This window comes from Vibrio cyclitrophicus, assembly GCF_024347435.1.
GTDB lineage: Bacteria > Pseudomonadota > Gammaproteobacteria > Enterobacterales > Vibrionaceae > Vibrio > Vibrio cyclitrophicus.
This window is the reverse complement of the sequence record NZ_AP025480.1, coordinates 923,366-946,347: the sequence shown is the minus strand read 5'-3', so window position 1 is coordinate 946,347 and position 22,982 is coordinate 923,366. Positions and strand designations below refer to the sequence as shown.

Here is a 22,982-nt window from a genome sequence, read left to right as displayed (position 1 = left end):
ATATACGGAAATGAGTGTTAGCCCAAATGAGATGGGGTTAAAACTGCAATAAACAATCACCAGCGCCCTAAAGTAAAGGGTAGCCAACGCTACCCTTTATGTTTGATTTAATTTATCGGCCGTTTAACGTATCGATGAGGTTCTTTGCCTCTCGGCGAATATCATCGCTGCCGTCTACTATCGCCTCTTCCAAGAGCTTAATAGCTCCATGAGGATCACTCATCTCGATATAGATTTTAGCCAAATCAAGCTTACCAGCAGCTTCAGCGTTGCTGTCCACATCAAAATTACCAATATCACCAATGACATCAGGGAATTCATTTAGGCCAACGTCCAATTTTAACTCTTCATCGTCTGGATTAATGACTTCTTCACCTTCTTGCTCTACTTGAGCCATTAGTTCATCAATCGTCATGTACTGCTTATCACGACTGTTGCCTGATTCGGTTAGGTTGTCTTGTTGAGCCCAATTCTCTTCTTTGATCTTCGGTTCAGCTTGCTGTTCAGCCGACGCCCAAATCTCTTGTTGATCATCAGGCACATCATTATGCATGCTCGATTGTTGCTCTGGCGCTAGGTTAAAGCCTTTCCAATCTTCACCGCCAACTTCAAGCATGGCATCAATATCAAGTCCTGCACTATCAATTGAGGTCGCATCCAGTGGTTTGTTGAACATGTTGTCGACAGAGTCTTGAACATCTTCAGAAAGCAATTCAGCTAATGCAGTTTCATCAAAATCATCAAAGCCTTCAAGTGGCTCGTCTTGAGTCAACGCTGTGTTTAAGTCTTGTCTTGGTGCTTCACCCGCAGAAGTCATCGGTTGAGTAAAGTCTTCAACTTCAGGTTCTTCTGTATCAGAGAAATCATCAGCTTGACTAAAGCTTTGTGGATTAGAGAACAAGTCATGCAATGCGTCTTGCTCTTCACCTTGCGGGCTAAAAGAAGTTAACGGCGTTGGTTTTTCAGCAAAGGCATCTGATATAGCTTCATCTTCACCGTATTCCGGCAAATCAAATTCATCTAATTCTACGCCTTGTTCTTCAGCGACTGGCTCGTCACTACTTTGTTCAATGTCATCAAGAACAGAATCCGCTTTGGCACTCTCTTCATCGTACTCAGGAAGGTCAAGGTCATCGAACTCGAACGTCTCTGTACCATCAGATAAGTCTTGCTCTAACTGTGCTTCGTCCGGTTCACTAACTGCTTCCGCCAATGCATCTTCTTCACCGAACTCAGGCAATTCGAAATCATCAAAAGAGAACTCATCTTCGCTGTCTGAGGAAGTAGTTTCAGTTTGAGGTACAGATTCAACTTGTGGTGTGGTTTCCGTTTGAGGCACAGCACCGCTTTCAGGTGCAGCGTCGAGTTGAGAGTCAGCAACAGGAGCTTCTGATTCCGATGTTACTTCCGCGTCAGATTCCGTCAATGCACCTTCGTTAATTGTATCCTCTCCAATCAGCCAATCGTCATCCTCTGGTACACCAAATTCATTGGGAATGATCTCTGGCATATTCGCAGCACGAACTGGCTCTGGCATGGATTCAACAACATTCTCTAGCTCATCGCTACCTTCAATTTTCGGTTCAAAGTTAAAATCAGAGTCAATGTTCTCTGGAGATTCGACATCGTCGATCGCTTCTGCTAGCCAATCTTCAACCGTCTCTTCATCGTCTTCAGAAATATCATTCAAAGAAGGCGGAGCAACGTGGTTTTCAAGACTAGGCGCGGTGTCTTCACTACTGTCTTGTGCGGCTGACTCGCCTTGTTCAGTTCTGTGTTGACTAGGTTCTTCCTGCTTTAGCTCATCATAAACTGGTGCTTCGAGATCAGAGTTTTCAGATAGCAGTGAATCTATATCCAGTTCGTCATCTTCAACAGACGACACGCTCTCTTCTGGTAAGGTTTCAGTAGCATCCGGAAGAGACGTTTGTTCTGGCTCTGAAATATTATCAATGAGATCTTCAATTGGCTCTTCAACCGCTTCCTGTAAAGCACTGTCATCAGACGTCATCAACTCATCAACCAACTCTTCGTCAGTTGTTTCTAGTGCATCATCTAGCAATGCATCCGTTGCAGGCGCTACGCCAAACAAATCATCGATAAAGTCATCACTGTTAAACGCTTTTTCACTTTCAGCCGGAACATCAACATCGTTTTCAGCAATTTCCGAATCTAATGATTCATCGTTGGTTGAAGGTTGTTCAGGCTGCAGTGTTTCACTTGTATCGGTTGTTTGTGCTAACTCAGCTTCTGAGGACTCAAGTTCAGTTGGTTGATCGGTTATCTGTTCAGGCTCAACGTCTGAATCGGTAAGAAGGTCATCACTGGTTTTGTCTAAATCAAACGCGGTGTCCAACTCTTTATCAAACGTCAATTCTTCTGATTCAAGCTCGTCTTCAATACCACTGGTTAGTAAGTCATCAAACGGGTCTAAAGATTCAGTGACCGGCTTATCTGTTCCATCGGTTGAAAGATCGTCAGCTAATAATTCGCTATCAAGAAAATCATCAAGTAAATCTGTACTCTCAGCATCAAGCTCAAAGTCATCACCATCAGAATCACTGATCAATTCATCCAAGGTTTCTATACTGTCTTCTGCGATGTTTAGTTCATCATCGGTTGATAGACCAGAAAGCTCCTCCAGTTCAGATAAAGCATCAAAGCCCAAAGGTTCGCCAGAATCCTCATCTGATTCATCTTCTAGCATTTCGTCAAGCAGGTCAGTTGAGTTACTTAGATCAACATCATTTCTTGATAATTGTTCATCCAGTAGGTCAACACTGTCTGGTTCTTCTTCACTTTCTAATGGTTGATCAAACTGAGCCAGAATATTTTCAATATCATCATCAGACGCTAAACCGCTGTTAAGATCAGAAGCAATCTCATCATCGCTATCTAGGTCAAAAGGATCATTAGCTCCATTGTTCTGCGCTGCGACTTGAGCAAAGATGTCATCAATATCATCTTCTACACTAGGAACCGCAGGTTGTGAGGTCTGCTGTTCAGAAATCAAAGCATCGATATCAAATTCATCGTTGCTCACATCGGCTGGTTTAGCATCGCTCTGTTGCTCTGAAATAAGCGCATCAATGTCGAAGTCATCAGTTGCTGGCATGTTTGTGCTAGAAGCCGAATCATTTTGCTCTTCTGAAATCAACGCATCGATATCGAAACTGTCATCATCTTCATCATCAAGCGCAAACAGATCATCAAGTAGAGATTGGTCTAGCTCATTTGAGCCTAAATCTTCTGTTGCGGATTCTTGAGATAGTAACGCCTCAATGTCATCAGCAGACATTGTATTGTCATCCGAAAGGTCAAAATCACCATCATCCGAATCAAGTGCGCTTTCTGCCGTTTTATCAAGCGCACGTTCCATCTCTTCAAGGCCAAGTGCTTTTTCTTCAGCGTTGACACTGATGCCGTTACTGCTGTCTAAGTCCAGCTCGTCGAAGTTGGTATCTAAGTCACCGTTATCACCGATGCTGGCAAATGGGTCATCATCTTCACCGTCAAGGTTGAAGTCGAGATCAGACTCTTCTAAACCCGCAAATACATCGTCTTCTTCTGCAAGTGCTTGGTCATCAAACAACTTATTGGCGTCATCTTCAGTACCAAACAACTCATCATCTAGAGATAGATCGTTGTCAAAGTCATCCATTTCATCGCTAAGAGCGATAGGCGCTGCGCTGCTTGGCTCTGGCTGAATAGGTTGATCTTGAGAGGTTTGTTGCTGTTCATCATTTTTAGAACGACGACCTAACAACATCACAATAATCAAACCAAGTAAAAGACCCGGAATAATCGCAAGGGCCGCAACTAACCAACCATTAGATAACAGTTCGTCCATCGCACTCGGTGCCATTTTTTCGATTTCAGCGTTCTTTCTACGCTCTTCATCAAGTAGCTTTTCGACTTCGCTGCGAATGCGGTCTTCATCACTGAGTTCTGTTTTTAGTTCATCGACTTCCGATTGGACATTCGACAACATCAAACGAAGTTGGTGGTTTTTCTCTTCAAGTGACAACAACTCTGTTTCTGAAAGCTCTAACTGTTTCTCTAGCTTGTTCATCTCCTGGGTTGGAGCTGAGTTGGCTAGAGAGGACTGGGTTGGAGACAATGGCTTTTTAACGGTTTCTGCAGCGCTGACTTGTTTGGCTGGGGCAACATTGTTTGCGCTTTCAGGAATCGGCGCCTTTGGCTTCGAAGCTGCAGGCTTAGTCACAGGAGCGTCAAGCTTAGCAAGGTGCGAGTTCATGATGTTGATAGCTTGCTGCGTCGAGCTAGCACGTGTTTGCTCTAAAGAAGGAACACGTAAATTACTGGCAGGCAACAAGCTATGGATATTCTGATTTTCAAACGCTTGCGGGTTTAAGCGATAAATAGCCAACAAGGTTTGTTGAACTGAAACAGAGTTATCAGGGCGTAGCTTTGAGGCAATAGACCACAAAGTTTCTGAGCCACGAGTTGGACCATAGAAACGAGAAGGCTCAGCGCTATTCGACTGCGCTCTTTGAAGAGGTTCTGAAAACGTAGGCGCTGATTGTATCTGACCATTAGGCCCTACAACTCGAATGGAATCTGCACGAACAACGGAAATCTGAGTCGCAATGATAAAGGCAAAAGGCATTAACCACGGCTTGAAAATTTGAAACATAAAAGGCTCAGCTAGGTGCTTAAATTCGGAAAAGTGATGATCTATTAAATATATCGGATAAATGACGTAAAACTATAGAGATGAAAACAAAAAATGTGTTGCAGCAACAATATTCGCAGCAATTTCACACAATTTGACTAACAATATTTTCAATCGATTAAAAAAGCCTCACTAAAGAGTGAGGCTTGTTTATCAAAGCAATGAAGCTTAGAAGTAATCGCGAATCAGAACTTCAGCGATTTGTACTGCGTTTGTCGCCGCACCTTTACGAACGTTATCAGCAACCACCCACATGTTCACGCCGCTGTGGTGGCTGATGTCGTTACGAATACGACCAACCATAACGTGGTCTTTACCACCAGCATCACGAACCTGAGTTGGGAAGTCGAGCGCTTGGAATACTTCAACACCTTCTGTGTTCTCTAGAAGCTGAACCACTTGTTCTGCACCGATTGGCGCGCGAGTTTCAATGTGTAGAGATTCAGCGTGACCGTAGAATACAGGTACGCGAACACACGTTGGGTTCACTGTGATTGAAGAATCAGCAAAGATCTTTTGAGTTTCCCAAACCATCTTCATCTCTTCACGCGTGTAGCCGTTCTCAGTAAACTCATCGATTTGAGGAATACAGTTGAACGCGATCTGCTGTGAGAACGCTGAATTTTCAGCTGGCATGCCGTTAAGAAGCTTAGCCGTTTGACCTGCTAGCTCATCGATACCCGGCTTACCTGCACCAGACACAGATTGGTAAGTTGAAACGTTAATACGCTCAAGACCGACTTCATCGTGAATTGGTTTTAGTGCTACAACCATTTGGATAGTAGAACAGTTAGGGTTCGCAATGATGTTACGGTTACGGAACTCAGCAATCGCTTCAGGGTTCACTTCTGGCACAACCAGAGGAACATCGTATTCGTAACGAAAGCGTGATGTGTTATCGATAACAACCACACCTTCATCCGCAGCAATTGGAGCCCAACGCTCAGAAAGCTCGCTACCAGCAGAGAAAAACGCAATATGTACTTGAGACCAATCGAAGTCTTCTACGTTTTGTACTTGTATTGTTTTGCCGTTAAAACGGGAAGTTTTGCCTTCACTACGTTCACTTGCTAGTAAGTGCAGTTCACCGACAGGGAATTTACGCTCTTTAAGTACTTCAAGAATGGTTTCACCAACCGCACCAGTCGCACCTAAAATAGCAATATTAAATTCTTGGCTCATTGTTTCTCTCTTTTATAAAGTTGGCTTTACCATAAAACCGAGTTTAGATAACGGCGTTAAATTACAAGATTCGTCGCCCGTTAACTCGACTGCACTGTACTCTCTACGGTCCCAATATTCTTTACGCATCTTATCAAAAGAACCCGGCGTAGAGATATTGCGACGGAATAAGGCGTCGTCTTTGCGCACATCATAGATCAACTGAGTCAAATTGTGCAGTGTTGCTTCATCCCAAGCTCTATCTAATTTCATTTGAGGCACTGGGGCTATCGGCAGAAGATCGCTTGCATAAGCACGTTGTTCAGTACCTAAAAATTCACAATAGCTGTTGAAGATCATCGTAGTACCGCGCGCTTTGCCCTCTAAACCGTAGCCCGCTACGTGTGGAGTTGCAAAAGCTAATAATGGAAGAAGCTCAAAGTCGACTTCAGGCTCAAACTCAAATACATCCAGAACCGCAGTAAAACCGTCAGCTTTTTGCAGACGAGCTTTTAGCGCTTGGTTGTCGACAATCGGGCCACGCGCAGCATTAATTAGGATCTGATCAGCGCGGAAGTTATTCAGCACTTTTTCGTTAATCATGTGGTGCGTTGGAAATTCGCCCGTCTTGGTGATAGGTGTATGCAAAGTAATTACATCAGATTGTTCTAACAACGTTTCAAGGTCGGTGAACTCACGAGTATCACCCTCTTGCTGTTTTAGAGGGTCGTTCAGCAAGACTTTAATGCCAATACCTTCTAAGCACTTCGCTAAGTAGCTACCTACCTGACCACAACCGATAATACCGACCGTTTTGTCAAATACAGAGAAGCCTTGTTGCTGCGCAAGCACCATCATCGCGCTGAAGGCATACTCAGCAACACCCACCTTGTTACAGCCAGGCGCTGCAGTAAAGAAAATACCACGCTCTTTCATCAATTCTTGGTCGACGTGATCCATACCAGCTGTTGCAGTTCCAACAAACTTAAGCTTGTTCGCTTTGCTGATCAGCGCTTCATTGACCTTAGTCACCGAGCGAATCATCAGAGCATCTACGTCAACAAGATCGTCAGCGGTTAGCGTTCGACCGGACTTCATTGTCACTTCACCTAGCTGGCTAAAAAGCGCTTCAGCATAAGGCATATTTTCATCGATTAAGATTTTCATTGGGAAGGTACTTTCGTTGGGGTCTGTCGACCTTAAATGTGAATTGAAATGATTGTGCAAAATTCCACACTCGGTGTCGAGTCGCAATTGGAATACATTATAAATAAAGGGCTGAATCGCCTAGTCTGCACAAACAAGAACAGAAATAAGAACCAATACCTAAAATCAAAAAGTAAAAGTCAGAAGACTAAAACGAAAAATGCCCGATTGAATAAACAATCGGGCAAACATCCAGAACAAAAGGATCCTATCTCGCTCTCCAGGAGACAGAGTCTTGCGTCTGTTCAACCAGTACTAACCAAAGTCACTACTGGTCAAGCTCTGGAAACCTTTCAACTTCTAAATCTTGATTTAAAAAGCCATTTTCTAAAGCGAAGCTTACAAAGCTAAGGTTAAAAAACACGCTTAAAACCCTATTTATAAAAGCTATGTTCTGATGGTCATGATTACTGAGTGGCCTGTGCGTGTTGAATCTGCACTCACGTCACCCATTAACGATTAACCTTTTATTAATTTAACCTTGGCTTCAGTTAGCCTTGGTATTTTTTGATTACTAGCGTTGCGTTCGTACCACCGAAACCAAAGCTGTTAGACATAACCGTTGTTAGCTCTTGCTCACGAGCTTCCGTTACGATGTCTAGGCCTGCGCCTGCTTCGTCTAGGTTTGCAACGTTAATGCTTGGAGCGATAAAGCCGTTATCAAGCATTAGTGTTGAGTAAATTGCTTCGTGTACACCAGCTGCACCTAGAGCGTGACCTGTCATCGCTTTAGTTGCTGAGATTGCTGGGCTGTTGCCGCCAAATACTTCTTGGATTGCGCCAAGTTCTTTAACGTCACCAACAGGAGTTGAAGTACCGTGGGTGTTCACGTAGTCAACACCATCAACGTTTTGCATTGCCATCTTCATACAACGAACCGCGCCTTCACCAGAAGGAGCAACCATGTCGTAGCCATCTGAAGTTGCGCCGTAACCCACGATCTCGCCGTAGATTTTTGCGCCACGAGCAACTGCGTGCTCAAGCTCTTCGATTACTAGCATGCCGCCGCCACCAGAGATAACGAAACCGTCACGGTCTGCATCGTAGGTACGAGAAGCCAATTCTGGCGTGTCGTTATATTTAGTAGAAAGAGCGCCCATTGCGTCGAACATCATAGTCAGAGACCAATCCAGTTCTTCACCGCCACCAGCGAATACAACGTCTTGTTTACCCAGTTGGATAAGCTCCATTGCGTGACCAATACAGTGTGCAGATGTCGCACATGCAGAGCTCATAGAGTAGTTCACGCCACGGATTTTGAATGGTGTAGCAAGACAAGCCGAAACCGTCGAAGCCATTGTACGTGGAACCATGTATGGACCAACGCGCTTAACGCCTTTTTCACGGATGATGTCTACAGCGTTAACTTGGTTTAGAGATGAAGCACCACCTGAACCCGCAACGATACCTGTGCGGTCATTAGATACTTGATCTTCAGTTAAACCAGAGTCAGCAATTGCTTGCTCCATTGAAAGATATGCGAATGCCGCTGCATCACCCATAAAGCGCATTTTTTTGCGGTCGATATGGTCAGCAGGGTTCATTTTCAGGTTACCCCAAACTTGAGAGCGCAAGCCATTTTCCTTGAACTGCTCTGAAGCGGTAATACCTGATTTACCCTCTTTCAGTGATGCTAAAACTTCTTCGACGTTGTTACCGATACTTGAAACAATACCCATACCGGTGATTACGACTCGTTTCATGTGACATTCCTATAATTCTAAATTCAGCTAGATGATAACTAAGAAGCCTAACAAAAGTGGTCAGCTTTCCTAGAAATTCGTACAATCCCTACCAACATATCGCTTCAAATCACAAAATGATAGATTTTATGACTTCAATTACTAATGCAGAACTGGAATGGAATGAGTCTGGCACGCCAGTTTCAGACCAATTTGACGACGTTTACTTCTCTAATGTTAACGGTTTAGAAGAAACTCGCTACGTCTTTTTAAAACAAAACCACCTTCCAGAGCGTTGGCTTGAACATCAACAACGCCGTTTTGTGATTGCGGAAACCGGATTTGGTACCGGTTTGAACTTTCTCGCGGTCTGGCAATGGTTCGATACTTTTATTAAAGATAACCCACAAGCGATGACCAAAGAGTTACATTTCATCAGTTTTGAAAAATATCCTTTAAATAAAGAGGATCTCATCAAAGCACATCAATCGTGGCCAGAATTAGCCGAGTATGCGACGCAACTCCAAGAGCACTACCCTATCGCTCTGCCTGAATGTCACCGCATTGTGCTAGGCGACGGTACAATCACGCTTGATTTGTGGTTTGGCGATATTAAAGATTGTATGCCTAACGTACCAACCCCACGTGAAGGTTTGGTTGACGCTTGGTTCTTAGATGGCTTTGCGCCAAGTAAGAATCCTGAGATGTGGAATCAGAACCTATTCAACGGCATGGCCAAACTGGCAAAACAAGATTGCAGCTGTGCAACGTTTACTGCTGCTGGTTTTGTTCGCCGCGGTTTAATCGAAGCTGGTTTTGCGATGAAAAAAGTTAAAGGCTTTGGTACTAAGCGTGAAATGATTGCTGGCCGACTTGATGAGAAGCACGCTCATACCAACATTAAACCTTGGTATGGCCTAGCTCAACACAGTGATTCACAAGATATCGCCATTATCGGTGGTGGTGTTGCCAGTGCTGCGCTTGCCAAAACATTAAGCCGACGCGGTAAAGACATCACGCTTTATTGTGAACACCAACACGCCGCTGGAAATGCCTCTGGTAACAACCAAGGTGCGATTTATCCGCTACTCAGCGAAGCGACATCCAATGTCTCAAGAATATTTGGTCCGGGCTTATTGTTTGCCCGCCAATTTATTAATCAAGCAGCACAATCAGTAAACTTCGATCACAGCTGGTGTGGCGTAAATATTCTGATGTGGGATGAAGGTTCAACCAAAAAGCTCAATCGCATGTTGGAAGGCAACTTCCACACCGACCTAATTCAGCGTTTGTCGCCAGAACAAGCGAACGAAAAGATTGGCTTACCGGTTGATAAAGAGAGTGTTTACTTTCCATTGGGTGGGTGGCTAAGCCCTCTTCAGCTTACTCGAGGTTTGATTAGCAAGTTAGAAGAAACCAACCAAGTGAGCGCGCACTATCAACATCAAGTAACTCAACTTGAGTGGCTCGAAGTTGAACAACAATGGCAACTCACCATTGATACTCCACAAGGTGCGATTCAAACTAAACATGACCAAGTAGTCGTTGCGAACGGCCACAAGTTCACCCAGTTTGAGCAGACTCAACCCGTACCTCTTACTCCGGTTAAAGGCCAAGTAAGCCATATTCCGACCACAGAAAACTTAACCAAGCTAAAAACCGTGTTGTGCTTTGATGGTTACCTAACGCCGCAAAATCCAAATAACGGTCACCACTGTATTGGCGCGAACTACGACAAAACCAATATCGACCAAGAGTTTGATATTGAGGTTCAGCAACATAATGGTGATCGCCTGAACGGATCGCTGCCAGACCAAGAGTGGACAAAAGATGTCGACACCAGTGACAACTTAGCGCGCCAAGGTATCCGAAGCGTAAGCCGAGATCACCTACCATTTGTCGGCAATGTGGGCAATTTCGAATCGATCAAAGAGCAATACCAAGGCCTGCACAACTTCAACCCTCAACGAGATTCGGTTGAGGATGTTCAAACGGTAACGAGCTTCCCTAACCTTTATTGCTTTATTGGACTAGGCTCACGCGGCTTAAGCTCTGCGCCATTATTAGCTGAAGTGTTAGCATCACAAATGTGTGGCAATCCGCTGCCTTTGCCTGTTGATGTGCTTGAGGCTATTCACCCAAGCAGAATGTGGGTTCGTAGGTTGCGTAAAGGCAAAGCGTTAACGGCGGGATGGGTTGCAGACAAGCACTCTAAAACAAACCCGTAGCGTCTAGTTCAACAATTCTGAACATCTGATATTTCCGAATATTAGAAATATATAAAAGTAAAAGCTAATGAAGCCCGAGCAACATTATGTCACTCGGGCTTTTTGTTGTTCATATTGCTCTGAACTGATGTTCTAAACGAAGCAGTATTTACAGCTTAGCAACTGCCTCTTTAATCTGTTGTGCGATCTCTTCGTTGCTTATAGAGCCAGACTCAAAATCAAAGTTATCGTAGAAACTCGGTACTGAAAGCGACGCTTTAACGTTACCGCCAAAAAATGGTGCTGAACCTGTTGCCGCACCAAGCACAGTTTGCGCACCACCAGGACCAGGAGAAGTCGCTAAGTAAACCGCTGGCTTGTCACCAAATACTGAACGTTCAATGCGTGTCGCCCAATCAAAGAGATTTTTGTACGCTGCAGGATAGTGACCATTGTGTTCTGCAAACGAGATAACAAATACGTCAGCTTCTGCTAAATCACGCAAGAATGCCTGCGCACCTTCAGCTTGGCCAATTTCTTTCTCAGTATCTTCACTGAACATAGGAACGTTGTAATCGTTGATGTTTAGAACTTTTACTTCAGCACCTTCAATCAAGTTAGCTGCGTAAGTTGCTAATGCTTTGTTGATGGAGGTAGAGCTTGTGCTTGCACCAAATGCGATAACTTTCATGATGTGACCTTTCTGTAATTCCGTTAAGTGGGATTAGAATAACGTAGCCAGGAAATGGAACCATCACAAGAAATGAACGGACTCATTCAAAAATTTCGAATGAGTCTCAAACTATTCACGACTCAGCAAAATGAAAAGGGAGGGACTGAGCGGATAATGATAAATAGCTAGCGATCAAGCTTGATTCTGTAGCTCAACCCAAAGGTCATTGACGATAGTGCGGTCTGCTGGTGTTAGTTCAGAGCGTGCATCTTCTAAACTCTTTTCAATGCGTACTTTTACTTCAGCCACGTCTTCAATACCTTCTTCTTCACATGAAGCCACTGAAAGAGAAATATGACCACGTAAGTAACCACCAGCAAACAATTCATCGTCTGATGCGTTTTCAATGCGAGCATCAATTACTTCAAGTAGTTTTTCTTCAAATTCGATAATCATAATATTCTCTTATTTCACAATAAATTGACTAGCACATAAAGGTTCAACATCGTAGAAGCTGCGTAATGCTTCAGAAAGCATTTTTACTCTAGGAGGGAGGCCAACTTCTAAGATACCCATGACTTCACTGTGTACTTTATTCATAAAGGCCAAGCGATCTGGCTCAAAATCGCCGTGTAGATTGTCACAGCTGACATTAAAAGGAAAGCCTGCGCTCGTCGCAATGATCCATTCATACGCTTGTGGGCGTATTTCGACTTTTTCAAACTCAGCTTGAACTGACTCAGTTCGGCCATCAGGTTCATACCAATAGCCAAAGTCTTCCAATAAACGACGCTCAGGACCAGCGACACACCAATGTGCTATTTCATGTAACGCAGAGGCATAGAAGCCGCGAGCGAAAACAATTCGATGATGTGGAGTGTCGTCGTCGGCAGGTAAATAGATCGGCTCATCAGCGCCGAGCTCCAATTTGGTGTTAAAGCTTTCAAAGAAAGTCTGATTAAAAATGTCGATAATGTCTGAGTATTGGTGCGTCATAAATTCATATTTAAGTAAAAAGAACAGGGGCATTTTGCGTTTTTTTAAGCACTCGGTAAAGCCCTATAACGAGTAATGATTTTGTGCTAACCATTAGACTTTATCGTGACAATCGATTGCTGATCCAAGATTACACCACTTTGAGGTAAATAATTAGTTTAGCTAATCCGAAATGCCTATTCACGGTACAAATATTCATTCGTCAATCAGCGTTTTTACTACTACACTCGCGCTTCATTTTTATATCCTCAAGGCCTTATAAAACTCCAATTTATAGACCTAAATTATAGAGCTACAGCAATGCTACTAAGTGTTTTGTATATCATTGGCATCACGGCAGAAGCCATGACCGGCGCTCTCAGTGCTGGCAAACAAAAAATGGATTGGTTTGGTGTAATGTTGGTTGCAAGTGCAACGGCAATTGGCGGCGGTACAGTACGAGATATCTTACTCGGCCATTACCCTTTAGGTTGGGTTGAAAACCCACAATATCTGGCGATCACCTGTATCGCAGGTGTTATCACAACAGGACTGGCTAAATGGGTAATCAAGTTAAAAGGCTTGTTCATTCGTTTAGATGCTCTAGGTCTTATCGTGTTCAGCATCATTGGCACGAAGGTCGCGATGACCATGGGTCTGCACCCAATGATCTGTATGGTGTCTGCCTTGGTAACTGGCGTGTTTGGTGGTTTGTTGCGTGACCTTATCTGCCGTCAAACACCATTGGTTCTGCATGAAGAGCTATATGCATCTGTCGCACTTGTCGCTTCAGGTTTATACCTAGGTTTGCTTGAGCTTGGCATTAACGACGTAACCGCAACGATTGTTACGCTTGTGGTTGGTTACTTGCTGCGTATGGCGGCCGTACGATTCAAGTGGCGCTTACCTTCGTTTCAGCTTGACCCTGAAAGCTCGGTACACTAGCGCTTGCTAGTACTAAAATACGAAACGCTGCGCGTCATGCACTAAAATATAAAAAAAGGGGCAGCCTCATAATGAGACAGCCCCTTTTAGTATCTATAATTTCAATATTGAAAGAATAGATGCAAAATTAGATTTTTGGCGTTTCAGTTGTCACACCAAAGTTTTGACCGCGATGGCGTAGCAAGTGATCAAGCAGAACGATAGCCAGCATCGCTTCAGCAATAGGCACCGCACGGATACCCACACATGGATCGTGGCGACCTTTAGTGATTAACTGCGTTGCTTCACCGTCTTTAGTGATCGTGTCACCAGGAACGGTAATACTTGATGTTGGTTTAAGCGCAATGCTTGCCACAATATCTTGACCAGTAGAAATGCCGCCTAAGATACCGCCAGCATGGTTGCTGCTGAAGCCTTCTGGAGTTAATGGATCACGGTGTTCACTACCACGTTGATTAACGACATCAAAGCCATCACCAATCTCAACACCTTTCACCGCATTAATGCTCATTAGAGCGTGAGCAATGTCAGCATCTAAACGATCAAATATTGGCTCACCAAGGCCTACAGGCACTTTAGTCGCAACCACTTGAATCTTCGCACCGATCGAGTTGCCTTCTTTTAGCAGGTCACGAATCAGTTGGTCAAACTCAGGAACTTTGTCGGCATCTGGGCAGAAAAACGCGTTGTTTTCGATCTCATTCCAATCCACTTTATCAATTGAGATATCACCCATTTGAGAGAGGTAAGCTTGGATTTCAATACCAAATTCTTGTTTCAGGTATTTCTTCGCAATTGCACCTGCCGCAACACGCATTGCAGTTTCACGAGCAGAAGAGCGACCGCCGCCACGGTAATCACGCACACCGTACTTTTGATGGTAGGTATAGTCAGCATGACCAGGACGGAATTTGTCTTTAATTTCGGAATAGTCTTTAGAGCGTTGGTCTGTATTTTCAATCAATAGACCAATAGAAGTGCCCGTAGTTTGGCCTTCAAATACACCTGATAAGATTTTCACTTCATCCGCTTCACGGCGAGCCGTTGTATAACGAGAAGTACCAGGGCGACGACGGTCCAAATCTCTTTGAAGGTCTGCTTCGGTAATTTCTAATCCTGGTGGGCACCCATCTACGATACATCCTAGTGCGATACCGTGACTTTCTCCGAACGTAGTCACGCGGAAATGTTGTCCGATACTGTTTCCTGCCATTACTTCCTCTAAATCAGCTATTGGCAGAAGGTTTGATTCTTAAACCGACTGGCTAATAGCTTTACTTGTCTATTCTTCGTGAATTCATAGTGGCTTTATTACCAAATGATGTAAACCCAAAAAACGAACAATTTTAACTTTATATTACATAAACCGAATGAAACGAATAACAGAAAAAAATGAGTAGCGCTTGAAAAGAAGTGTTTTATGATGTGTAAAATGCAAAAAACCCGACAACTCGGAGAGTTATCGGGTTTCTTTAAATAATGGCACGCCCTGAAGGATTCGAACCTTCGACCACCTCCTTAGAAGGGAGGTGCTCTATCCAGCTGAGCTAAGGGCGCGCTACAGGAACGAATTATACGAATTCGAATCAGTAAAGCAACGGCTTTATGTAACATTCTGATCTAAGTGAGTAAAAAAAGGGCAACAAACATATAAGTGTTGAAAATTAAACCAAAGCAATCGTTTGCTTGATGGTAATCAAAAAGATTTTCTGGAATAATGCGCCAAAAACATCAGCCACTAACTTGAATATCAATACTAAGGAAATTCATGACTGCTCAAAATATTGATGGAAAGCTAATTTCTCAAACGGTTCGCTCTGAAGTAGCGGCACGTGTAAAAGCTCGTACAGAAGCTGGACTACGCGCTCCGGGCCTAGCGGTTGTTTTAGTGGGTGAAGACCCAGCTTCTCAGGTTTACGTAGGAAGTAAGCGTAAAGCGTGTGAAGAAGTTGGCTTCGTTTCTAAATCTTACGATTTGCCAGCCACAGCGACAGAAAATGAACTACTAACATTGGTAGACCAACTGAACGAAGATCCGGAAATTGACGGTATTCTAGTTCAACTACCTTTGCCTGCTGGTATTGATACTACTCACGTTCTTGAGCGCATCACACCAGAAAAAGACGTTGATGGCTTCCACCCATACAACGTAGGTCGTTTGGCTCAACGTATGCCTAAGTTACGCTCTTGTACGCCTAAAGGCATCATAACGCTGCTTGACCGTTACAACATCGACTTACGTGGAAAACACGCGGTTGTGGTTGGCGCATCAAACATCGTAGGTCGCCCAATGACGCTAGAGCTTCTTCTAGCAGGTTGTACGACAACAACATGTCACCGCTTCACCAAAGACCTTGAAGGTCATGTACGTCAAGCCGATGTTGTGGTGGTTGCCGTTGGTAAGCCTAACTTCATTCCTGGTGCTTGGATTAAGAAAGGTGCTGTTGTGGTCGATGTTGGTATCAACCGTTTGGAATCTGGCAAGCTCGTTGGCGACGTTGAATACGATGTGGCTAAAGAGAGCGCAAGCTTCATCACACCAGTACCGGGTGGTGTAGGTCCAATGACAGTAGCGAGCCTAATCGAGAATACAATGATCGCTTGTGAACAATTTCACTCAAAGTAACTCGCAGCGACAGTATGAATAAAATGAAAAAGCCGCAACGTGAAGAACGTTGCGGCTTTTTCTATGCTTTTCACTTTTGATACTAAGCTACTCACTTTTAATATAGAGCGACTCGCTACTTATCTGGAATATCGGTTTTTTCTGTCTGTTCAGAAGGTGGTAGTAAGCTAACGATCTCGCAATCGGTGGATGCTAGTTTTTCCAGGTCAGAACCTTGTGTCACTAAGCGGAAATCACCGTCGGTAATCACCCCAAGAGGAATCGCTTTAGGGTACAGAGCCTTAAACTCGTTGAGATCAAATGCTTCTGTTAAGCCTGTGCTCTTAATTTGGCTGCCTTGAGCCATTAGTGAATTCAATTTGGAATACGTCACCCCTTCAGAAAACAGACTTCTATTTCCATCGCGGTTCACTTGATGCCTTTCATGTTTATTCTCTGAGGATTCAAGCTCAAAGACTTTATTCTCTCCAAACTCGTCTTGATAGTGCATGCTAACTAACGGGTTGGTTTGACGATACGGCGATACAATCATCGCACGCCCTATTCCATCCAAATCAAGATTATTTTCAGCGTGGCTCGAAGCTGGATTACCAAAATAGACATTCAAGTTATCCATGCGCGCCAAGCGAATGCTTTCCCAGTTGGTATCGGCAAGCACACTGTTAATGTTATGTGTCGCCAGTACTTTGGCAAACTGCCGTGTAAAGTGAGTCGCACCAAAGAATACAACCCCTTGTGCCTTCTCCTGGGTCACACCTAACTTCCTTGCCCACCAACTGGCAGTGAGACTCTGAATCACAACCGTACCGATGATGACCAAAAACACCATTGGCACCAACAGGTCTGCGCCTTCGATTAATTGCTTTTCTTGAAGCTTGATTGCAAACAGAGAAGAAACTGCGGCAGCGACGATCCCGCGAGGCGCCATCCAACTCAAAAACCATTTATCTGCCGAGCTGAGATCCGTGCCGATCCCGCTGATCCACACACTCAGAGGACGAGCCACCAGCATAACGACCGCTAATAAGCCAATCCCCCCCCAACCTATCGAGAGGAAAGTCCCTGAATCAAGTCGACTCGCCAGTAAGATAAACAGTGCTGAGATAAGTAACACAGTTAAGGTTTCTTTGAACTCAATAATATCTTCGAGATCCAACCCTTTCACGTTAGCAAGCCAGATACCCATAATGGTCACGGTTAATAGACCAGACTCTTCACTCAGGTCATTAGAAAAAGAGAACGCCGCCAACATCAACGTCAGGACAGCCACGTTACGTAGATAATGCGGAAACCAGTGCCCTTGTAACATCTTAGCAATCAGGTGACCGCCAATACTGCCTAACCCCAAACCAATCGCTAGAGTCAGCCCCAAAGCTGAAAGTACATGCCCAGTAGGATCGGCAGAAGAGACAATGTATTCATAAACAAGAACAGCAAATAGAGCGCCGATAGGATCAATAATAATCCCCTCCCAACGCAAGATACTGCCTAAAGAGGATTTGGGCTGAATACTACGTAGCATAGGTACAATTACCGTAGGGCCAGTGACAACCACCAATGCCCCAAACAGTGCCGCTAACGGCCAACTGAAATCGACAAAATAATAAGCCCCCATCACGATGCACGCCCATGTAATCAACATGCCGAAACTCACTAAGTGAGTCACCATCCGGCCATGGCCTCTGATTTCTTTGAAATTCAGAGTTAATGCACCTTCAAACAGAATGATAGCAACACCTAACGAAATCAGCGGAAATAGAACATCACCGAAAATAACATCGGGATTAAGGATAGTTAAACCGGGACCTAGCAACAGGCCAACGATAAGAAGAGGGAGAATCGCGGGAAGATGCAAACGCCAGCCAAGTAGCTGACAAGCTAAAGACAAAAGTCCAATTAACGCCAAAGAAGAAGTAATCGACAAATCCATTTGTGCCCCTAAAAATTTGTACCACACCCTGTGATACAAACTTATTTGCTGAAACAAGAAAGCCTACGTGATTAAACTATAGGCTCTCTTTTTCGTGCTAACCGAATATTATTGCGATTAATCAGTCACTTTACTATAGGGGGAAATAAAATGACTGACTCATCCATTCGGTACTTATCATCTAGCTACAGAGAAAGTACCACACCAGCAATCGCTGCACTCATTAAGTTAGCAAGCACACCCGCACAAATCGCTTTAAAACCGTATTGTGAGATGAAAGAACGACGCTCTGGAACTAAACTGCCCAAACCACCGATCAGAATCGCCATGGTAGAAATGTTAGCAAAACCACATAAAGCAAAAGTCACGATCGCTTGTGAGTGTTCGCTCAATGCATCTTTTACGTCCATTAGCTGAATGAAAGCCACGAACTCGTTCACGACAATCTTGTTACCGATCAGTGAACCTGCAACCACAGCCTCTGACCATAGCACACCAATCAGCCATGCAACAGGAGCGAACACATAACCTAGGATAAGTTCGAAGCTTAGATTTACGCCAAACCAGTCACCAGCCATGCCCAGTAAGCCATTTAGCATTGCAATCACACTGATAAAGGCAAGTAGTGTTGCGCCCACTGCAACAGCAATGCGAAGTCCAGACATAGCCCCATCTGCCATTGCCTCAACGACGTTTGTTGCTCGTGGAATTTCAACGTCAGGCTCAATATTTTCTTGAGCCTCATCTGCGTTACCTGGTACCAAAATCTTGGCCATCAATAGACCAGCAGGCGCTGACATAAATGCCGCAGCGATCAGGTAGTTCAAATCAACACCAAGCGATGCATAGCCAACTAACGTGCCACCAGCTACTGAAGCCAAACCACATACCATCACCGCAAACAGCTGTGAGTCTGTCATGTGTTTTAGATAAGGTTTGACCACCAATGGTGCTTCGATCATGCCAACAAAGATGTTTGCCGTCGCAGACAGTGACTCCGCGCGGCCTGTACCTAGGAACTTTTGCAAAGCGCCGCCGATGAGGTTGATCACCTTTGGCATAAAGCCGATGTGGTACAAACCTGAAATCAATGCAGAGAAAAAGATAATGATGCCCAAAACATTAATCGCAAAAACGAATCCATTATTGGTAAGGCCACCAAAAAGGAAGTTTATCCCTTCTTGACCATAATTGATTAAGCTAGACACCGCGCCTGTGGCTGCATTCAATACTTCTTTGCCCATTGGAACATACAGTACCAATAGCGCGAATGTAACTTGCAGTAAGAAAGCTAGAGAAACCGTTCTCAGCGGGATATTTTTTCTGTCCGTAGATAGTAACCAAGCGGCAACTAAAATAGTGATAATTCCAAGTAGGGAAGCCATGTGCGTCAACCTAAAAGTTGTAGGTAGGAAAGGCGACGCATTGTATAGAGGAAATCGTTTGCGGCAAGGTGCGATTGTTAACGTGATGTTGGGGTAATCAATTCGGAGCAATGGAATTAATTAAATCATTGAATTTTAATAAATAACTTTGATTAAAAAGCATACTTTTTCCATATGGAAATTATATTTATAGATTTAGAAAAAGTTAGCGATGTAATTCAACGCAGGTTTTAAGGTTTTCATCCCAATAGGTCGGTGATCCGATATGGTCTTTAATAAATTCAATCACCGCGGAAAGCTTCTTCGGCATATTCTTGCGGCTAGGGTATACGGCATAGAAAGGCATCAACTGGCTCGCTCGCCATTCCGGTAAAACTTGGATGAGCTTGCCCGTTCTAAACTCTTCCTTCACTAAATATGTGGCTAGATAAGCTACGCCCCACCCTGAAACTGCCGCATCCCGTACTGCTTCAGCCAAATCCACAGAATAATCACCCGCTACTTTAACGCTAAGGTTCTCTTGCCCGTTATCAAACGCCCAAGATGTGTAGTCTCGCTCTCGGCTACGATAGATAAGGCAGTTATGCTCAATAAGGTCAGAAGGCACGTGTGGGGTCCCTGATTTAATCAGATAATCCGGTGATGCGGCCACCACAAACTGGCTGTCAGCCAAACGCTGCGCAATGTAACCTTCGGGTAGATCTTCATTATTGGTGATCCAGAGATCCAGACGCTCTTCAATCATATCCACTTTGTAATCGAACAAGTGGACCTCGATTCTCAACTGAGGATAAAGTTGTCTGAGCTGATCAATCGCAGGAATGATATGCAGTGTGCCAAATGACTGTGACAAGCCGACTCTCAATATTCCAGAAATATCATCTCGTTGGCTGTCCATATCCATTTGAGCCGCTTTGACAGTATTGAACAATTGCTCGCAGTGCTGATAGAACAGCTCCCCAGCTTCGGTCAGCGTCAGGCTACGTGTGGTTCTTTGCACCAACTTGATGCCAATCGAGTCTTCAAGCAAAGCAACCTGCTTACTTATATGGGATACCGATACATTCAAGCTCTTTGCTGCACTTGTAAAACCTTCGTGCTTGATCAGCGCATGGAATATCACCATCTGCGCAGCTCTATCTGTTAGCACAAGACCACCTTCTTAAATCTCTGAAATATAAAATCGGATAAAACAAAAAGGACTCCGAAGAGTCCTTTAGTTCGTTCGGCCTATACTAGGCTAAATGCTATTCAAGGCGACCTTAGGTCGATTAATCAAACTTAATTCTGTCTGCTAGGTGGCTAACTGCCAACGCAAAGTAGTAAGAACGATTCCACTTCATTAGAACATTGTAGTTGTTGTAAATGAGGTACGAACGACCAGTTTCATCATCAGGCATAATCAGCCAAGCTTTGATGTCTTCGTCTAGCTTAGGTAGCGCGCGACCATCGAAACGCGTAATACCAAGTTCAGACCACTCTTCTAGATATTTCGCTTTGTCCTCATCACGACCTTGCATCTCTATTGATACCGTTGATGGCACGTGAACCTGACGACCCCAGGTATATTGCTCATCCCAACCTGATTGGCTGAGGTAATTGGCCGCAGAAGCAAATACGTCCTCTTCAGTACCCCAAATATCTTTCTTACCGTCACCACTACCATCAGCAGCGTAAGCTAAGAATGAGCTTGGCATAAACTGCGGTTGCCCCATCGCGCCAGCCCATGAGCCTTTCATCTCTTTTGGTGCAATATGGCCTTGATCAAGAATCTTCAACGCCGCCATTGCTTCTTTACGGAAGAAAGCTTCTCTGCGTCCTTCATAAGCCATGGTCGTCAATGCATCGATAACGCTGTAATTCCCCGTGAACTTACCAAAATTACTCTCTACGCCCCATAACGCGACAATGAACCTTGGTTGAACGCCATACTCATCGCCAATACGCTTTAACGCTTGGTAATGCTCTTTATAAAGCGCTCGCGCCTGCTTCACTTTCCAATCTGGCACTGCTCTTGGAATGTACTCATCCAGAGTCAGTTTTTTCTCAGGCTGATTTTTGTCGGCTTTCACGGCTCTTGGTTTAAACGTCACACCATCAAAGGCTTCTTCAATGATCGCTTCGGAAATGCCTTCTTCACGGCCTTGTTGCTTTAGTTTTTCTACATATTGCTCAAAGCTCAACTCTTCAGCTTGTACTGAGCTAATGGCCAAGCTATTACCCAATAATAACGCCGACACTGCCAATATGGTTTTTGAAAATTTACTCAACGATCACTCCTCCCTGAATTGAGGTGGCTATCACTCTTCGTCTTGAACTTTTTGTTGCGATTTACGCTCTTTATGAAGCTCAAGCTCATTAACCGGTGGTGGCGGAACCTGCAAAAAGAAACCATCGGTATTCAGTGACTCTCTCACTTTATCGATGTTCACTTGAGCCAGTTTACGGCCATCCATTTTAATTACCATTACAAAACTAGGTTTACCAAACATTTGCATCAATGCGTCAGGAACTTGTGAGAAATCATCCTTCTTAGGGATATAAAGGTATGTTCCTTCTTTCTTTGAACTTTTATATATAGAACACAGCATGACAAACCTTTTTTAATTGTTTATGACTACAAAACTCTCACTTGCGAGATCAATAGTTTATGTTGGGGAAATATTGAGAACAAAACGTTCATTTGACAACAAGATTACTTGCTGTGCTTGGTTTGGGAATATAACATGATAAACCTAGTTTCAGGCAATGCCCTTTATTTTATTGATAAAGAAATTGTACCCATTCGCTATTGAGGTCCTGTAGTTTTTCGATGTCTAGTAACCCAGATCTAAAAGGTAGCAGTTTTACGCTATCTGTATTGCACTTATCCGATGATCAAGTCGAAAATGCAGTGTCTTTTCTTCAAGAGAAGGTAGACCAAGCACCTACGTTTTTCGCTGCTGCGCCCGTTGTTATCAACATCAGTAAAGTCGCAGGCGATATCGACTTTATTCGACTGAAAAGCGGTATCTCTCAAGCGGGCATGATCCCGGTTGGCGTGGCTGGCTGTTCTGATAAGCGTATGCAAAACCTAGCGAAAGAAGCTGGCTTTGCTGTTATGACAGCAAGCAAGTCTCCCTCTCAAGCTCCGGCGAAAATGGCTCCGATAAAAGTGGTGAGAACACCGATTCGTTCAGGCCAACAGGTGTATGCAAAAGATGGCGATCTATTAATCCTAAGCCATGTAAGCGCCGGAGCAGAAGTGATAGCCGATGGCAGCATCCATATTCATGGCACTTTACGAGGCCGTGCTATTGCAGGTGCAAGTGGTCAAACTGAAGCAAAAATAATTTGTAATGATTTACAAGCCGAGCTGGTTTCCATTGCTGGAAATTACTGGCTCAGCGATCAAATTGATAGCGAGTACTGGCAGAAGAAAACCATGTTCAGTATGGCAAACGATGTATTAAACGTTGATGTCCTCGCAATATAAGAGAAATAAAAGGAAAACAGA

The 22,982-nt window shown here is 44.1% G+C and carries 18 protein-coding genes and 1 tRNA gene; 5 read left to right on the top strand and 14 right to left on the bottom strand.

Going from position 1 to position 22,982, the window contains the following annotated elements; translation table 11 throughout:
• Positions 1-112 precede the first annotated feature (112 nt).
• The 3 genes from OCW38_RS04450 to OCW38_RS04440 all read right to left on the bottom strand — a co-directional run bounded on the left by OCW38_RS04450 (position 113) and on the right by OCW38_RS04440 (position 7,024).
• Entirely contained in the window at positions 113-4,657 is a 4,545-nt protein-coding gene (locus OCW38_RS04450; RefSeq protein WP_261895219.1) for a FimV/HubP family polar landmark protein, read from the bottom strand.
• Positions 4,658-4,864: 207 nt separating this feature from the next.
• Positions 4,865-5,878: an aspartate-semialdehyde dehydrogenase gene (locus OCW38_RS04445; protein ID WP_010436890.1), complete on the bottom strand. Its 1,014-nt coding sequence runs from the start codon at positions 5,876-5,878 to the stop codon at positions 4,865-4,867.
• 12 nt (positions 5,879-5,890) lie between these two features.
• Positions 5,891-7,024: a 4-phosphoerythronate dehydrogenase gene (locus tag OCW38_RS04440; RefSeq protein WP_010436888.1), complete on the bottom strand. Its 1,134-nt coding sequence runs from the start codon at positions 7,022-7,024 to the stop codon at positions 5,891-5,893.
• A gap of 48 nt (positions 7,025-7,072) precedes the next feature.
• Here OCW38_RS04440 and OCW38_RS04435 point away from each other — a divergent pair, with 48 nt between their 5' ends.
• Positions 7,073-7,414: a hypothetical protein gene (locus tag OCW38_RS04435; RefSeq protein ID WP_010436885.1), complete on the top strand. Its 342-nt coding sequence runs from the start codon at positions 7,073-7,075 to the stop codon at positions 7,412-7,414.
• A 140-nt stretch (positions 7,415-7,554) separates the two neighbouring features.
• On the opposite strand, the gene fabB is transcribed toward OCW38_RS04435, so the two are convergent.
• Entirely contained in the window at positions 7,555-8,766 is a 1,212-nt protein-coding gene (gene fabB, locus OCW38_RS04430; protein ID WP_010436883.1) for a beta-ketoacyl-ACP synthase I, read from the bottom strand.
• Between the two features lie 128 nt (positions 8,767-8,894).
• Here fabB and mnmC point away from each other — a divergent pair, with 128 nt between their 5' ends.
• Positions 8,895-10,973, top strand: coding sequence for a bifunctional tRNA (5-methylaminomethyl-2-thiouridine)(34)-methyltransferase MnmD/FAD-dependent 5-carboxymethylaminomethyl-2-thiouridine(34) oxidoreductase MnmC (mnmC, locus tag OCW38_RS04425; RefSeq protein ID WP_016787714.1), 2,079 nt, complete (start codon positions 8,895-8,897; stop codon positions 10,971-10,973).
• Positions 10,974-11,121: 148 nt separating this feature from the next.
• Here the strand turns inward: mnmC and OCW38_RS04420 are convergent, their stop codons facing one another.
• From OCW38_RS04420 to OCW38_RS04410, 3 genes are all read right to left on the bottom strand, one after another.
• Positions 11,122-11,643, bottom strand: a complete 522-nt coding sequence (locus OCW38_RS04420) for an NADPH-dependent FMN reductase (protein ID WP_010436877.1) — start codon at positions 11,641-11,643, stop codon at positions 11,122-11,124.
• A 174-nt stretch (positions 11,644-11,817) separates the two neighbouring features.
• On the bottom strand, positions 11,818-12,081 hold the full coding sequence (locus tag OCW38_RS04415) for a YfcL family protein (protein ID WP_010436875.1): 264 nt from the start codon (positions 12,079-12,081) through the stop codon (positions 11,818-11,820).
• Positions 12,082-12,090: 9 nt separating this feature from the next.
• Positions 12,091-12,621 carry an elongation factor P hydroxylase gene (locus tag OCW38_RS04410; protein WP_010436873.1) on the bottom strand — a complete coding sequence of 177 codons (531 nt, stop codon included), beginning with the start codon at positions 12,619-12,621 and terminating at the stop codon, positions 12,091-12,093.
• Between the two features lie 300 nt (positions 12,622-12,921).
• Here OCW38_RS04410 and OCW38_RS04405 point away from each other — a divergent pair, with 300 nt between their 5' ends.
• Positions 12,922-13,545, top strand: coding sequence for a trimeric intracellular cation channel family protein (locus OCW38_RS04405; RefSeq protein WP_004734183.1), 624 nt, complete (start codon positions 12,922-12,924; stop codon positions 13,543-13,545).
• Between the two features lie 127 nt (positions 13,546-13,672).
• Here OCW38_RS04405 and aroC read toward each other — a convergent pair whose 3' ends face one another.
• Both aroC and OCW38_RS04395 read right to left on the bottom strand, forming a co-directional pair.
• The gene (gene aroC, locus OCW38_RS04400) at positions 13,673-14,758 is read right to left on the bottom strand and encodes a chorismate synthase (RefSeq protein ID WP_010436870.1); all 1,086 of its coding nucleotides are present in this window, start codon (positions 14,756-14,758) and stop codon (positions 13,673-13,675) included.
• A 267-nt stretch (positions 14,759-15,025) separates the two neighbouring features.
• Positions 15,026-15,102, bottom strand: a tRNA-Arg gene (locus OCW38_RS04395).
• A 211-nt stretch (positions 15,103-15,313) separates the two neighbouring features.
• Between OCW38_RS04395 and folD the strand changes: the two genes are divergently transcribed.
• Complete coding sequence (gene folD / locus OCW38_RS04390; protein WP_010436868.1) at positions 15,314-16,171, top strand: bifunctional methylenetetrahydrofolate dehydrogenase/methenyltetrahydrofolate cyclohydrolase FolD; 858 nt, start codon at positions 15,314-15,316, stop codon at positions 16,169-16,171.
• Positions 16,172-16,286: 115 nt separating this feature from the next.
• Here the strand turns inward: folD and OCW38_RS04385 are convergent, their stop codons facing one another.
• The 5 genes from OCW38_RS04385 to OCW38_RS04365 form a co-directional block, all read right to left on the bottom strand.
• Positions 16,287-18,101, bottom strand: a complete 1,815-nt coding sequence (locus OCW38_RS04385; protein WP_261895214.1) for a cation:proton antiporter — start codon at positions 18,099-18,101, stop codon at positions 16,287-16,289.
• Between the two features lie 185 nt (positions 18,102-18,286).
• Positions 18,287-19,486, bottom strand: coding sequence for a NupC/NupG family nucleoside CNT transporter (locus OCW38_RS04380; RefSeq protein ID WP_261895212.1), 1,200 nt, complete (start codon positions 19,484-19,486; stop codon positions 18,287-18,289).
• 205 nt (positions 19,487-19,691) lie between these two features.
• A complete protein-coding gene (locus OCW38_RS04375) occupies positions 19,692-20,612 on the bottom strand; it encodes a LysR family transcriptional regulator (RefSeq protein ID WP_016798165.1) in 921 nt (306 codons plus the stop codon).
• Positions 20,613-20,757: 145 nt separating this feature from the next.
• Entirely contained in the window at positions 20,758-21,756 is a 999-nt protein-coding gene (locus tag OCW38_RS04370; RefSeq protein ID WP_016787718.1) for a lytic murein transglycosylase, read from the bottom strand.
• 30 nt (positions 21,757-21,786) lie between these two features.
• Positions 21,787-22,077, bottom strand: coding sequence for a YcgL domain-containing protein (locus OCW38_RS04365; protein ID WP_010436854.1), 291 nt, complete (start codon positions 22,075-22,077; stop codon positions 21,787-21,789).
• Positions 22,078-22,298: 221 nt separating this feature from the next.
• On the opposite strand from OCW38_RS04365, the gene minC reads away from it, so the two are divergent.
• Entirely contained in the window at positions 22,299-22,961 is a 663-nt protein-coding gene (minC, locus tag OCW38_RS04360) for a septum site-determining protein MinC (protein ID WP_010436851.1), read from the top strand.
• The last annotated feature ends 21 nt before the right edge of the window (positions 22,962-22,982 follow it).